The 13,081-nt window shown below is 56.6% G+C and carries 10 protein-coding genes and 2 pseudogenes; 3 read left to right on the top strand and 9 right to left on the bottom strand.

What is annotated here, in order from left to right; genetic code table 11:
• From A0U94_RS14910 to A0U94_RS14885, 6 genes and pseudogenes are all read right to left on the bottom strand, one after another.
• On the bottom strand, positions 1–3,003 hold the full coding sequence (locus tag A0U94_RS14910; protein WP_077804108.1) for a virulence factor SrfB: 3,003 nt from the start codon (positions 3,001–3,003) through the stop codon (positions 1–3).
• A 42-nt stretch (positions 3,004–3,045) separates the two neighbouring features.
• Positions 3,046–4,014, bottom strand: a complete 969-nt coding sequence (locus A0U94_RS14905) for a hypothetical protein (protein WP_077804107.1) — start codon at positions 4,012–4,014, stop codon at positions 3,046–3,048.
• Positions 4,014–5,009 carry a hypothetical protein gene (locus tag A0U94_RS14900; protein WP_077804106.1) on the bottom strand — a complete coding sequence of 332 codons (996 nt, stop codon included), beginning with the start codon at positions 5,007–5,009 and terminating at the stop codon, positions 4,014–4,016. Before A0U94_RS14900 ends, A0U94_RS14905 begins: the two co-directional genes overlap by 1 nt.
• The gene (locus A0U94_RS14895) at positions 5,009–6,175 is read right to left on the bottom strand and encodes a hypothetical protein (RefSeq protein WP_077804105.1); all 1,167 of its coding nucleotides are present in this window, start codon (positions 6,173–6,175) and stop codon (positions 5,009–5,011) included. Before A0U94_RS14895 ends, A0U94_RS14900 begins: the two co-directional genes overlap by 1 nt.
• Positions 6,172–6,951 (bottom strand): hypothetical protein, encoded by a 780-nt coding sequence (locus A0U94_RS14890; RefSeq protein ID WP_149026836.1) that lies wholly within the window; start codon positions 6,949–6,951, stop codon positions 6,172–6,174. Before A0U94_RS14890 ends, A0U94_RS14895 begins: the two co-directional genes overlap by 4 nt.
• A gap of 292 nt (positions 6,952–7,243) precedes the next feature.
• Positions 7,244–8,226 (bottom strand): annotated as a pseudogene (locus A0U94_RS14885) (IS5 family transposase); the annotation flags it as partial.
• Between the two features lie 82 nt (positions 8,227–8,308).
• On the opposite strand from A0U94_RS14885, the pseudogene A0U94_RS15785 reads away from it, so the two are divergent.
• Positions 8,309–8,482 (top strand): annotated as a pseudogene (locus A0U94_RS15785) (IS5/IS1182 family transposase); the annotation flags it as partial.
• 204 nt (positions 8,483–8,686) lie between these two features.
• Here A0U94_RS15785 and A0U94_RS14880 read toward each other — a convergent pair.
• A complete protein-coding gene (locus A0U94_RS14880) occupies positions 8,687–9,544 on the bottom strand; it encodes an SDR family oxidoreductase (protein ID WP_077804103.1) in 858 nt (285 codons plus the stop codon).
• Between the two features lie 85 nt (positions 9,545–9,629).
• Here A0U94_RS14880 and A0U94_RS14875 point away from each other — a divergent pair, with 85 nt between their 5' ends.
• Positions 9,630–10,025 carry a winged helix-turn-helix transcriptional regulator gene (locus A0U94_RS14875; RefSeq protein ID WP_149026835.1) on the top strand — a complete coding sequence of 132 codons (396 nt, stop codon included), beginning with the start codon at positions 9,630–9,632 and terminating at the stop codon, positions 10,023–10,025.
• Positions 10,026–10,506: 481 nt separating this feature from the next.
• Here the strand turns inward: A0U94_RS14875 and A0U94_RS14870 are convergent, their stop codons facing one another.
• Both A0U94_RS14870 and A0U94_RS14865 read right to left on the bottom strand, forming a co-directional pair.
• Complete coding sequence (locus tag A0U94_RS14870; protein ID WP_077804102.1) at positions 10,507–11,262, bottom strand: anti-sigma factor family protein; 756 nt, start codon at positions 11,260–11,262, stop codon at positions 10,507–10,509.
• A complete protein-coding gene (locus tag A0U94_RS14865) occupies positions 11,259–11,741 on the bottom strand; it encodes a sigma-70 family RNA polymerase sigma factor (RefSeq protein WP_208611715.1) in 483 nt (160 codons plus the stop codon). Before A0U94_RS14865 ends, A0U94_RS14870 begins: the two co-directional genes overlap by 4 nt.
• A gap of 202 nt (positions 11,742–11,943) precedes the next feature.
• Here A0U94_RS14865 and A0U94_RS14860 point away from each other — a divergent pair, with 202 nt between their 5' ends.
• The gene (locus tag A0U94_RS14860; RefSeq protein ID WP_077804100.1) at positions 11,944–13,038 is read left to right on the top strand and encodes a catalase family peroxidase; all 1,095 of its coding nucleotides are present in this window, start codon (positions 11,944–11,946) and stop codon (positions 13,036–13,038) included.
• Positions 13,039–13,081 lie beyond the last annotated feature (43 nt).

The following is a 13,081-nucleotide window of genomic DNA, read 5'->3' as shown; positions in this document are numbered from 1 at the left end:
TCATTTCAGAATCAGACAGCCGGTATCACGCCAGTGACCTTCGGGTGTCAGGGTCGTTTGAAGGCGCAGTTTAACAAGGCTCAGACTGTGATCCTCGTCGTTGGCGTCTGTAATGCGGGTAATTTCAAACATCTCGCGATTGGAAAAATCACCGCTTTCATCTTCGTCGTCTTCAATGAACTTGCGTTCCAGAGTAACGGTCAGGGGCATAGCGCATTCGGCGAGGTGTTTCTGTTGGCTCAGGTCGAATTCCACGCAGTAGAGCGCGCTTGTGGTCCAGCGCTCGAGGGGAAGCTGCCGAAAGCCGATCATGGTAGAACCGCCAAAATCCTTCAGGCAGAACCCAACCTCATCCCCGGCGGGAGGGCCGCCAAGATCAACATTTTCCAGCAGCATATTGACGTTCCGGATTTCGCTCGACTTGTCCATCTTGCCAATGAAGCGGGCGGTCGAGCGCATCGCGAGGCTCTTGGTACGAAGTACGAAGTTCTGGAGCTTGCCTTCAGCCTGAACGCACAGGGCCGCCCCGACGACGACGGTAGTTTTTGGATCGTTGATTCGGTTGAGCGAGTCTGAAAATGGGTAATGTTTTCCGACGGTATAGTCATGCATGGCAATAATGCGGTGAGGCGCTACGGGCATGGCCCCCGTAATGAGACTGCGTACCCGGCGCAGTTTGGACGGGCGGCCCGATAGGAGCAGTACATCACAGTTATAGGCCCAGACACTTTCGGTCAGGCTGGAAATGATGGTCTCCAGGGTGCTGCGGATGGCGCGGTCTATGGTTTCGGTATCGACCTGAATTTCAATGCTGAACGGATCGAATGATTTCGCCTCAAAAGATGTGGTCTGGTCTTGCAGATGGGCGGCAATCTGTTCGTGCAGAAAGGCAACGCAACGCGTGCGCTGGTCGGCATCGGCCTTGCGCAGGGTCTCGTCTCCGAGAGGAAAACTCCCCAACGGTCCCTGCTGCCAGTTATCAATCTGTTCATACAGTTCAAGCGCATGCAAAGCCGCCGGTTCTAGAACCGTCGAGACGAACAGCTTGCGACGGTGCCGGTCTTTTTCGTCCTGATTGCCATGGTCTTTGCTCAGGGCGCGGTTCAGGAGCTGGTCCGCCAACGGGACGCCCGCTTTGGTCAGGGCGGCTTCAAGTGGTGGGATCACCACAGTTGCGATCACACGTTCCAGCAGGTTGTCGCCAGCGATATTGAAGCTTTCGCGGAACTCCTGCCGAGGGGAGAGGGCATCCCCGCCTTCAAGTGTGTAGGTCGTGATCATCAGGTCCGTGGTGCCGCCGCCAATGTCGATGCTGGCAACGCGAATAGCCGGTTTTTCGCCTTCGGCCGTGGGTTGGCCGTACAGTTCGAACAGGGCTTCGACATGGCCGCCCAATCTCTGAGTGACTTCGTTGTGGAGCCATACAATCTGGGTTGCTGTGGCTTCGTCCAGTCCTGCCCGAAGAGCAGGTTGCGGACCAGACTGCTGGGCGGCTTTCCAGGCAAACGAGATCGCGGCTTCGGCGCGAATACGAAAGACTCTCTGTTCTGCGACGGGCATTCCCGGCGGCATCGTAAGCATGACAGAGCGCAGGCGACGCGCCCGGCCACTGTCGCGGCGGCGGGAGCGGAACCCCGGTGCGTTCATGTAGGCCATAGCTTGAACCAGAACCTCGTTCAGCATCAGAACAAACAGCAGGCTACGGGACATGACACCCGGGCCGATGGGGTTGACAGCCTTTCGATCTTCAGGTGCGGCGCGATAGCGACCTTTTTCGAGTGTTTCGGCGAGCATTCGGCGGAACGGCCCATTAACCGGTGGGTCCGAGATCTGTCCTGTTGCGCCCTTGCCATTGTTGAAACGCCATCCTTGATCGGACGGACGGGTGTCCCACAGATAACGTTTCGGCGTGGCAAGTCCGGACAGACCCTCAGTACCGATCCGGGCGCCCATCATTCGTTCTGCTTCCAGACCGGTCCGGACAGGGCTTGGCCATGAAAAAGCATGGGGACGGCCCGATCGGCGAGAATAGATGTCGTATCCGAACAGGGCACGCCCAAATTCGATCCGGCTCGAAAACGGGTCGCTGTAGGTGAGGTCCGGCGAGGCGAGATCACGGAGTTCAAGAACGTAGCTGTCTGCTTCGCGGCGCCCTTCTCCGGGATGTTCTTCGATCAGAATACCGCAGCTCCGGAAGTTTCCAAGATCGAGAACAAGATCGACATCAACGGGTTTCTGATCCTTGATGCTCAGGAGCCGGACGTCGGGGAGTGGCGGTGTCGCTTCAGACAGGAACTTCAGAAAGGTCTGATAAATGGCCTGGAATTTGAGAACCGGAAGCTGTTCGTCTTCATCGTCGGTTCGTGGGCGGCGGCGTTTTGGAATGGCACTTTGCGTAACGCGATATAGTTCGCTAATCCAGTCCTTGAGCCAGTCACTGTCGAGAAGCCAACTTATATTGTGCGGTTCCGAAACGAAGGCATATCGCTGTTCCCGGCTTTCGTCTTCGGCCGTTGGTGCCAGATAGGAGCTGTTTTCGTCAGACGAGGCCAGTGTCGTATCGAAGGCAATGTTCAGAAAAATTTTCTCCCCCTCGAGGGTATCGGGGTCTTCCGTGCGCCGCAGGCGGCCGCGCACCCAGTTTGATGGCCCCGGGCGAAAACTCTCTCTGTCACCGTCGCCGATGATGGCCAGAAATGGAAGTGGCACCCACTGGTTTTCAAACATTTCAAAGACGTCTTTGCGTCCGATCGCATAGCCGCAGTCATCGGGCACCTTATGAAGTCGACCTTTGCTGAAAAAGACCATGTCTCCCGTATCGGGATCACGTTCGAGCATGCGCAGTGTAAACTCGGGAGCATCTGTCGCATCGGAGCTGGCATTATGCTCAGAGGGTTCTTCCCAGAAACTGACGCGGCCGTTGCCCCAGCCTTTCGCATCCAGATCGTGTGTTTCAAACTGGATCAGGCTGTTCGGAATCAGGGAAATCAGGTTGCCAGACATCAGAACGGCTCCGGGAGGTTTATTGCGGAATGTGTCATTGATTTACTCCGGTTTGATCCGCTCAAGCAATCCCTCATGGGCCTGATGATACCCCGCTGGCAGTTCGCTCAGAGGAGCATCAACATGAATGATGCACGCGATATGTCCGCTGTCGTGTTGATGACAGGTCAGGGTGCGCGGCAGATAGATCAGAGATGGAAGCTGACAGGCTTCGGTCTCAAGAACGGTCTTGTCGCCGTCGAAATGGGAGGTCGCTTTTGCGGTACAGGGGGCCTGGTTGGCGAGTTCCAGCCGGAGTGATCCGTTCTGTCCGTCCGGCTTCATGCAGACTTCCCAGAGTTTATAATCACTCGGTGTCAGAACGTCGTTACTGGCTGCACTCATGTTGTTCGCGCGCTCCCAGCAGCCTGCCATAACGGTTGGATCATGGTGCTTCCAGCGTGCAATATTGTCTGCGAGAAGGCATTGTCCGTTTTGGGGGAGTGTCCAGATCAGGATCGCAGCAGCGATCAGGCCGAAGAGAATGGCCACCAAAGCTGTGATCAGAAGGTTAGGGGAAGCCGGAAATAAAACGCGTGCTGCTTGGGGGGGACGGAAATCATCGAACCGAGACACCCAGGTTGGCGTATAGGGCGTCTGTCCCCATCGGGCTAGAACGGGCCGACCGTCGACCACAAACAGACTGCCATGATCCGGAAAGGAGCGCAGACGGTCTGCATAGGTGCGGAGAATGCCTGGTTCGCTCTGGGCGACCCGCCGGAGGTCCGCGAGAATAGACCCGGCATGGGCATAGAGGGCTTCTCGTGTTGTGGTCGGTAGCTCTTCGGCGGCAATTGCCTGTGTGCCGGTCGTCATCCATTCCGTGCCGGTGGCCGAGACATCGGATTGTGGTAAGGAGAAGAGGGCAGCATGTGCAGCCCCAAGCCTGAGCAGAACGGCATCATGAATCTGACGCGCGAAAAGAGCATCGGCCGGTCGTGCGTCCCGGCACAGGATCAGAGGCGCACTCATCAGGGTGCCTCTCGCTGAAAAACGCCGGTAGCAATTTTATGCTTATGATCAGTATAGTCGGGAACGGCAGGGTCCGCATCATGACCGGGACAAATTGCCTGTCCTTCCAGCCCGCGCGTACAGCGAAAAATTGTCCGGACCAGAAAGGTATGGGGGGCCGTGTAACAGCGTTCGGCTTTTACGGCGAGTGTATCGTTTTCGAAAGCAGCGGAGATCGGGCCCGTGCACATGCTGCCATCCGTATAGGTTAGGTGCTGCTGCCCACGTGAGCCGTCTTCCGAAAAGCAGAACGTCCATTTTGCAACACTTTGAACCGCACTGGACTGGATATTCTCGGTCTTCATGTTGCTGATACGGAACCAGCACCCCTTCATAACCGAAAGGTCGTGCTGCTCCCACGCGCCCTGCGGCAGTTCGTTAACTGCAATATGCTCTGATGCCGCAGGATGGGGCACGCTGGCACAATAAGGCGTCGTTGCACTGAACCAGGTCAGGATACAGGCCAGACAAAGCCCCAGTAGCGCACCTGCCAGACCCGAAACCAATAAAGAAGGATGCGTGGGAAGTCGGGTCTGCTGGATGAGCGGAAACTGGCCATCGTCATAGGCAGCGAGGGGATCGATCTGTGTTGTTGCAAGGCCCCATTGACTGAGAACCGGGCGGCTATCGACGACATAAATACAATCGAATGACGGGATGCGCCGTGCTTGGGGAAAGAGCCTTCTGAGATCTCCCTCTTCAACCTGCGACATGCGGCGGATGTCGGACAGTGCGGTTCCAACATAGCGGAGGACTTCCAGACGTGTTGTTTCAGGCAGATCCCTGAACGGCACGATGTTTTGCCCCTCTTTGATCCAGAGTGTCTGGTTGGGAGGGTGAGGGGTGGGTACTGCGAATAGCGCTGCATGATCTGGCCCGAATTTCTGAGTGAGGGCAGCCAGAAAAGCCGTATGGCCAACGGTATTCAGCGGTCCGGTTTGATCGAGAATGGGCATCAGGACGAAATACGGAACTGGCAGACCGACAGCGTGCCCCGTGTCTGCGATACGATGCCCTGTCTGGCCACAAGCACGTGCCCGTTATGGCGTACCGTCAGACGGAAGCGAGTGTGCGGGCAAATGGGCATCGAGAAAGGATCGACTTCTACCGTGTAGAGTCCGGGAGGAGGTGCTCCCTGCCAGACAATGTTTTCAACGGCTCGCTTGGTAGGTGCCACGGCTCCGGTCGTTCTGGCATTTGCATCGTGGTCAAGCATTCCTCCTCCATGGCTCCGGTTACCAAAATAAATACGTCCACCATCGGGACATAGGACATGGAGATCGAGGTCATTGAGGTCGTCCCAGGCCAGAACGATCTGCAAAATTCCTGTCTGTGCCCCGACACGGCCAACGCGCCGGAAGTCCGACCAAGTGCGCCAGGGAAGGAGCAGGAGAAGCAGCAGGCCAATAAGCAGGACGAGTGGCAGAGTGATCCAGAGCGGAAAGTTTGGATAATGACAGATCCAAGAACCAATCCATCCGCCCAGACGGGATAAGAGCCACAGAATGCATGCCAGTCCGGCGAGCTTGGCGAACAGTTGAAGCCAGCTTTGCCATGGCCCCCAGAGGCGCATTACGGGCGGTTCTGGGGGGGGAGGCAAGATGGTTACCGGAGGCTGGGCTGCCGTCTTGGTTTCAGAGGCCGGAGGATCGGCCTTCGGACGTGGAGGCGGGCGCTTGCCAAAGCCTTTCAGATCGACCTGTTCGATTCGGGTGGTCACGGGCTGATGGCCCCAGCCAATCAGCACAGGACCATTCGGGCCGGATCGCAGATAGTCTGGGCTTGGAATCTGGATTGCAAAGAGCAAGAGACTGAGGAAAGTTCTGTCCGTGTCCGTGGTGGCTTTCTCCGGGTGTGCTCCCAGCGCTTCTATTTTTGTCTTAATGGCCTCGTATTGTGCGAGCAATTCGTCCTGTGGAATTGGAGTTCCAGTTTCGCCGTACCAATCAATGCTGCCATTGTCGTGAAAAGCTGGTTCTGCAAGCAGCGACGTGCCCTCAACTCCAAAATGCTGAGTGAGCAGGCGGCAGAAATCAGGCCAGTATTCAATGACCCGCTGGCCCTGTGCCATGAGCGCGACGACGTCATGTCCAGTGGTTTTTCCCAGGAATTGGCGGCTCATAGATGCGTTCCAAACATGACATGACCGAACATGGTGATGAGTTTCGAGTGACTCGCGAATGCCAGAACTGCCCAGAAAGCCAGAGCAAAAAATGCCGTAAATGTCAGGACATGCAGAATGATGCGTATCCACAACGGCAGAAGCCAGGGGAGTGGTGCGGAAGAAGCCGGGAAGGGCGCTGTAACGATAGAAGACTCGTCGTGAAGTCGCGCCTCGAAAGAGGTCCCGACCGATGTCGTACCGGAAAAAGGATCTGCTTTTTGCGCCGGATAAGAGGCTGTTGCCCCCTTTTGGGGTGCGGAGGTATTCAGGAAGTCCGGGTTTTTTGAGGAGGGTTCAAGCAGAGCCCCCAGAGGGGTGCGGGAGAAGGTATCGGGGAGTGCGGGATCAATCCGGTGCGTGGCATCCTGCGCGCCCCACGGCGCCAAAATTAGTTGGGTTCCGTCTGTGAAAACAGCTTTTAGGTTCGGAACAAAAAGCGCCTTTTCAAGAAGCGTGGCGTAGCTCTGCGGATGACTGCTGGCGACCCGCTGGAGCTTTTGCAGGCAGACTGTCAAGTTTTTGAGCAGGGCGTCTTGCTGTAGCGGGGGATAGTCCGTCAGAGGCCGGAACGGGTGCTCGACAGTCCCGTACCAGGTGATCTGGCCCGGCTTGTCATCGACAACCCACTGAACGACGGGTTCAGCGAAAGAGAACGGTAAGGGGCCAGCAGCGTCGATCAGGCGCAGCAAGGTCGTATAGTGCTGAACGGTAGGTTGTCCTTGCCATTCAGACAAAGAAAGATCAGACAGGGCGCTACGTGAGAGGACGGAAATAGACAATTTTTTACTCTAATCGAGATTAGTATTCTAATATATCACTTCAAAGCGTTTCTTGGAATAAGTTTTCTGTTCCCAATACTGAAGAGCGGTAGAGTTCTCTTTTTCGAAATGAGATGGAGGGATCGAAGAACCGTTTGTTGATATGCCTTGGTTCTGATTTTGGATTTTGGGCGTACTGATTGACAGTTTCTGCGATGGCATCCGGTCTGCGTTTTGAGCAGATCGGGTGTTGTCCCCCGCTGGAGGACTACGCGCTCGCGTTCATCCGCTCCAGGAAGAGAAAGCGGCGCATATTATAGACGATATTGGCCAGCCCGATCCTGGTGGTGGCTCGGGTGATGCCAACGGTTCGGACGAACAACCCTGTCTGTGATTTCTGATCCGCAAAGACATGCTCGACGCGTGATCGGATCACCGATTTCCATGCATTGGACCGCTGGATATGGCGGGGCATGGGCTTGAGATGCGGCTTTTTTTCTGTGAACCTTTGAGACAAAGTCCTGCTTTTCCATGAAGTCTTCATTGGCTTTGGAGCGATACGCCGTGTCTGCCCAGACGCTTGAGGCCGTATTGGTTTTATCCAGCAGCCCCTCTCTCAATCGCGCACCATCACTGGCGGCGGAATCTGTCGTCTTCCATTTGCGGATGAACCGGAACTTCCGGTCGATGGAAACATGCGATTTGTAGCCAAAGAACGGAATGGCAAGATCCGTTGTGGGGATCGTCCCGTCATCCTGCCGCTTTGCTTTAGTGAACTTCAGTGTCCAGCGCGCATGGCGACCCTTGTGGCACAATTTGGATGGCTTATCCTGCCAGTCTTCAGGAATACGCCCTGCCCGGATCAGCGTTCGTGTTGCGCTGCTTTGGGGCGGCTACGAGCGTGGTATCCAGGATCTGGCCCGACATCGGCAGATAGCCCGCGTTCCGCAGGGTCGCGTCAAATCGGTCAAACAGCCTTTCAATGGCCCCCGCCTGGGTCAAACGCTCGCGGAACAGCCAGATCGTTTTGGCATCAGGCACACGGTCCGACAGCCCCAGGTCAAGGAAACGCATGAAGGAGAGGCGATCGTTGATCAGATATTCTGTCAGTGCATCAGACACATTGTTCAGCGTCTGGATCATCAGGATCCTGAACATTATCACCGGATCGAACGGGGGACGGCCGCCTTTGCTCCTGTCTGAGTAGGCCAAATCCTGCTCCAGATCAGGACGGAGCACCTCAAAATCCACAAAGAAACCAGCCTGCTTCATAGCGCCATTGCCTCAGTCAGAACCAGACAAATGGAATCACAGAGCTGGTTTCAAACCCTCCAAGTCCGTGGTCCGCTCGCGTGTCGAGCATGTCTTTGTCGATCAGAAGTCAAAGACCGGGCTGTTCGTCCGAACAGTCGGCATCACCCGAGCCACCATGAGGATCGGGCTCGCCAATATCGTCTACAACATGCGCCGCTTTCTCTTCCTCGAAAGATTGAACGCGAGCGCGTAGTCATTCAGCGGGTAATAGCCCCCGATCTGCTCAAAACGCAGTTCAAAAACGAACCGAAAAACCGTCAATCAAACGACAAAGCCCAGACATTATGAGCCAAGCGCATCAATTAACGGTTCTTCGATCCCTCCACCTTAAAGGGCACCCCAACCCGACAGTCTGCCAGAGACGAAGTCCCGAAAGCAGACATCCTCGCAATTTACATCATTCGGACGATTTCTTAAGCACTGCCGCAACACTCTCCGCAAGGGACGTCGGTGGCCGTCCGATCAGAGCCGAGAGCTGCCGTCCGTCATCAAAAAGCGCGCCCTGTGACGCGGCGATGTCCCAACCCGCAATGGCGTGTGCCAGTCCATCGGGAAGACCTGCTCCGATAAGCGCTTTGGCGTAATCGGATTCAGTCAGATTACAGTATGGAATATCCTTTCCGGTCTGTCGCGAGATCTCTGCCGCCAGATCGGAAAGCGTCCAGGCATCGTCACCTGCGAGTTCATAGACTTTCCCGACATGGCCCGGGCCTGTTGCAACGACAGCAAGCGCTTGTGCATAATCAGCGCGAGCCGCAGAAGAGATACGACCGTCTCCGGCACTCCCGATGAAAGCCCCTCCTTTCAGTGCAGCTCCAACGGAACCAGTATAATTTTCGGTGTACCAACCATTGCGCAGGATCGTGAAAGACAGGCCGGACAATCTCAGGTCGGCTTCGGTCGCACGATGCTCGTCAGCCAATGACAGAACGGACGTGTCCGCATGCAGGACACTGGTATAGAGAATGGTCCGCACTCCGGCCGCCTTTGCGGCTGTGATCACATTGCGATGCTGGGTGACACGCTGGCCGATTTCGTTCGATGAGATCAGGACCAGGGTTTCCACTCCCGTCAGACCTGGAGCGAGTGTCTCGATTCTCGTGTAATCGAATTCTCGCGTTTCGATGCCCTTAACTGCGACTTTTGACGCCGTGCGTGCGAGAGCGACGATGTTTCCCGCGTTTGTCCGGCCTTCAAGAGCGTTGAGAACAAGATGACCGAGCTGACCGCTCGCACCGCTAATCGCTATCGTCATGGCTTATTTCCCTGATCGTCATTTGTGACGTGTCCAAGGATAGGACTATTGCTTCTTATTCGTAAGTACATACATAAATGTAAGTATGAAGAAAAATTCAAAAGTTCAGGGAGAACCCCTGTCGGCACAACTCCGTCGAGGCGACCTGATGGTTGCTCAATGCCCTTCGCGTGAGGTCCTCAAGCACATAACCAGTCGTTGGGGAGTTTTGGTTCTGATTGCGCTACAGAATGAGACACATCGTTTTGGCGAACTACGTCGTCTCATCGGCGGAGTGAGTGAGCGTATGCTGGCTCAGACACTTCAATGGCTTGAAAGCGACGGCCTTGTAGATCGGGTCGCACTTAATGTGGTCCCGCCCCATGTCAAATACAGCCTTACGCCGCTGGGGCAGGAGGCGGCAGAAAAAGTCTCCGCACTTGCAGACTGGATTGAGACGCGGCTACCCAGCATCCTCGCGTCAAAAGGCGAAGAGCCATGATCCGACGAATGACAGATGTCATTGCGAGGCGGCAGAACGCTATCATAACCATGAATGCTATGTCTGCTGTCTTCAGAATACGAGCTACGCTGTAACCGATAAAAGTAGGTGTCGGATGAAGGGTTAGGGCTCGCCATCTGCGATGCCTTCTCACGAGAGGAGGCTTCTGGACAGCAGAAAATCAATACTCCTTCGGAGTAGTTTTTTTCTTACTGGGGCTAACGAAAGGAAACGGGTTGTTCTCCCGTACAGCGTTTGAAACCAGTGGGCATGATTTTGTATAGATTATCGTTCAGGTTTGAGATGTGCCGTAACAGTTATTGTCGAATTGGATGAAGTCCGCTTTCAGGCTATGCACCGTTTCTGATCTATAATCGAGATGTAGGCGACTGCCGCCTGTCTGCTCCTGTATCGCTGAACAGACAGGCGGATCAGGGGAAAGCAGAAAGTCCCGTTTGGGTCAAAAAAGGCAATCTGACCGTTACCCCGCTTCCCCCATCATATCTCGGGCATGATTGGCGAGACGATGCAGATCGCTATCAGGCGTGTCTGCGACCATGCTGATCCCGAGCCCGTCCTGCGCCCAGATATAGCCCGGCATATGTCGCATAGGGCGCATGGGAGCCGTCATGTCATGGCCGTACATGGGTCGAACGAATAGGGTAATCCGGTTGCCATTACCTTCCTTGTAGAAAAAGACGCAGGCAGGACCATGATCCGTCGTGACCAGTTGTCCGCCTGTGAGTTGATAACCCGCTGCCGACAGATCGGGGGGACGAACCGGTCGCCCGAGCGTCCGACCGCCCCATGCCGCCAGTTGCGCGACATTGCCTGACGAGATTGTGCTGCCCTTACCGGCGTCATGCACGATCGTCGCCTCCTGCTCGACGGAGGCCAGGCCGAGGGGCACTTCCCGGTCACGAAGCATCCATCCGCCGCCCAGTCCCAGAGACAGGGCCAGCACGACAGAAGCTGCCATCTGCGGCATGCTGAAACGGCGGGCTCTGCGTCGTTTCAGCCGGGTGATGTTGAAACGCGCCGGTACGGGCTGTCGGAGTTCGGCATCCATCGTCGCCCGCAACAGATCGCGTTCCGCACGCCATGCCGTGACCCGCGTTCGTGTATCGAGGTTGGTATCCAGCCACGTCTCTACGGTTCTCCGCCGTTCGGGAGACAGAAGATCATCGACCCAGGCTTGGAGATCGTCCTCAGTCACGGGGCGGTCGGGCCGTGTCATTTTACCCTCCTGAGCATGGGAAGCTCCTCATGTTCGACAAGCCGGTGCAAGGCCGTCCTGGCCCGCGACAGCCGGGACATCACTGTACCCACCGGCACCCCCAATATGTCCGCGACCGTCGCGTATTCCAGCCCTTCGACACCGACCAGTATCAATACCTGTCGGTGGTCGTCGGAAAGACGTTCGAAGGCGCCCGCCACTTCCTTCCATTCCAGATGGGGAATCTGCCCCGCCTCCTGCATCGGTTCCGGATCGGTCGTTTCCATGAAGGAAACCAGACGCCGCAGACGCCGCCAATGGCTGACATTGAGGTTATGCGCGATGGTGAACAGCCAGGGCCGCAGGTCCGGCCCACAACGCACCTGATCCATCCGGGTCAGGGCACGCTCCAGGCAGTCCTGCACCAGATCGTCGGCCTGATGCGGGTCACGTGTCAGCACACGGGCATACCGTCTCAGGGCCGGTATGGCGTTCTGCAACCTGCTATCATCACCGTCGTTCAATCCTGCACGTGCCTCATATGGTTTCCGGTATCGCTGCTGATGAAGACGCCTCTGGCGTCTGTTTATTCCCGCCCGGACAGGGCGACTGCAAAATATTTCGCAATGCACGCAGCACAAAGGGAATAGATCCGTTCTGTCGGGCGTCTTGCCATCAGACGCTTTCAAAGGATCGAAAACCATGGCAACGAAGCCACTCGTGCCCTCTGCCTCAGCCTTACGCTGGCTCGGTGTGATCGCGGCACCGACGGCCCTGGCGCTGAGTTTCCTGTGGGCCGGCGGCGGGCTGACGCCCCATCGCCTGACACAGACCAGCCTGCTGGATGCCCTGCGTGCAGTGGACGGCACGCACCCCGGCTTTCGGCGCAATCACGCCAAGGGTGTGTGCGTGACGGGCTGGTTCGAAGGTAACGGCAATGCTGCCAGGATTTCGGCGGCGTCCGTCCTCCAACCGGGTAGAGTTCCCGTGATCGGACGTTTCGCCCTCGCGGGCGGTATGCCCTTTCAGGCTGATGCGCCCGCAAAGGTCCGCAGCCTGGCGCTGCGCCTGAAACCAGCCGATAGCCAGGAGTGGCGCATGGGCATGAACGACATCCCGGTCTTTCCCGTCCGGACCCCGCAGGAGTTTCAGGACCTCCAGCTGGCGTCGCGCCCCGACCCGGCAAGCGGAAAACCAGACCCCGCGCGGGTAAAGGCATTCCGGGCGGCTCATCCCTGGTTGCAGGCGGCAGGCGCACAGATCACTCATCGGCCTCTTTCGTCGGGTTTTTCTGATGACACCTATCGTAGTCTAAACAGTTTCCTGTTCGTCGCTAAAGACGGCGCGAAAACAGCCGTGCGCTGGTCCATGGTACCTTTGCAGCCCGTCACACCGGCCGATGGTCACGCGGACGATCACGATTACCTCTTCCGCCAATTGATCAATGACCTTCACGCTCACCCCCTGCAATGGCGGCTGATGGTGACACTGGCGGGTAGCGGCGACGCGATTGATAACCCGAGCAAGGAATGGTCGCGGGATAATCGGCAGATCGATGCGGGAACCTTGACCCTTACAGATATTAAGAGTGAGGAAAACGGCCCATGCACCGGCATAACTTTCGACCCGCTTGTCCTACCCCAGGGCATGATGCTGTCAGGCGATCCGATCCTACAGGCCCGATCTGCGGCCTATATGCGCTCGTTCTATCTGCGTTCCGGCGAACGGCCGACTGCCCCTGCTGTTTCGCCTGAAATGACGGTTCCGCCTACCAACGCGAAAGACAAAAAGTCATGAAAAACGTGAAATCTGGAGGGTTCGAAAAACCCTCTGGTTTTGA

Origin of the sequence: Gluconobacter albidus, from assembly GCF_002005485.1 — a bacterium.
Lineage (GTDB): Bacteria > Pseudomonadota > Alphaproteobacteria > Acetobacterales > Acetobacteraceae > Gluconobacter > Gluconobacter albidus.
This window is presented reverse-complemented; position numbering and strand designations above follow the sequence as displayed.

Excerpts from the sequence above, each read along its gene's own strand:
- A0U94_RS14910 (WP_077804108.1), bottom strand. The coding sequence starts at position 3,003 with ATGTCTGGCAACCTGATTTCCCTGATTCCGAACAGCCTGATCCAGTTT.
- A0U94_RS14905 (WP_077804107.1), bottom strand. The coding sequence starts at position 4,014 with ATGAGTGCGCCTCTGATCCTGTGCCGGGACGCACGACCGGCCGATGCT.
- A0U94_RS14900 (WP_077804106.1), bottom strand. The coding sequence starts at position 5,009 with ATGCCCATTCTCGATCAAACCGGACCGCTGAATACCGTTGGCCATACG.
- A0U94_RS14895 (WP_077804105.1), bottom strand. The coding sequence starts at position 6,175 with ATGAGCCGCCAATTCCTGGGAAAAACCACTGGACATGACGTCGTCGCG.
- A0U94_RS14880 (WP_077804103.1), bottom strand. The coding sequence starts at position 9,544 with ATGACGATAGCGATTAGCGGTGCGAGCGGTCAGCTCGGTCATCTTGTT.
- A0U94_RS14875 (WP_149026835.1), top strand. The coding sequence starts at position 9,630 with ATGAAGAAAAATTCAAAAGTTCAGGGAGAACCCCTGTCGGCACAACTC.
- A0U94_RS14870 (WP_077804102.1), bottom strand. The coding sequence starts at position 11,262 with ATGACACGGCCCGACCGCCCCGTGACTGAGGACGATCTCCAAGCCTGG.
- A0U94_RS14860 (WP_077804100.1), top strand. The coding sequence starts at position 11,944 with ATGGCAACGAAGCCACTCGTGCCCTCTGCCTCAGCCTTACGCTGGCTC.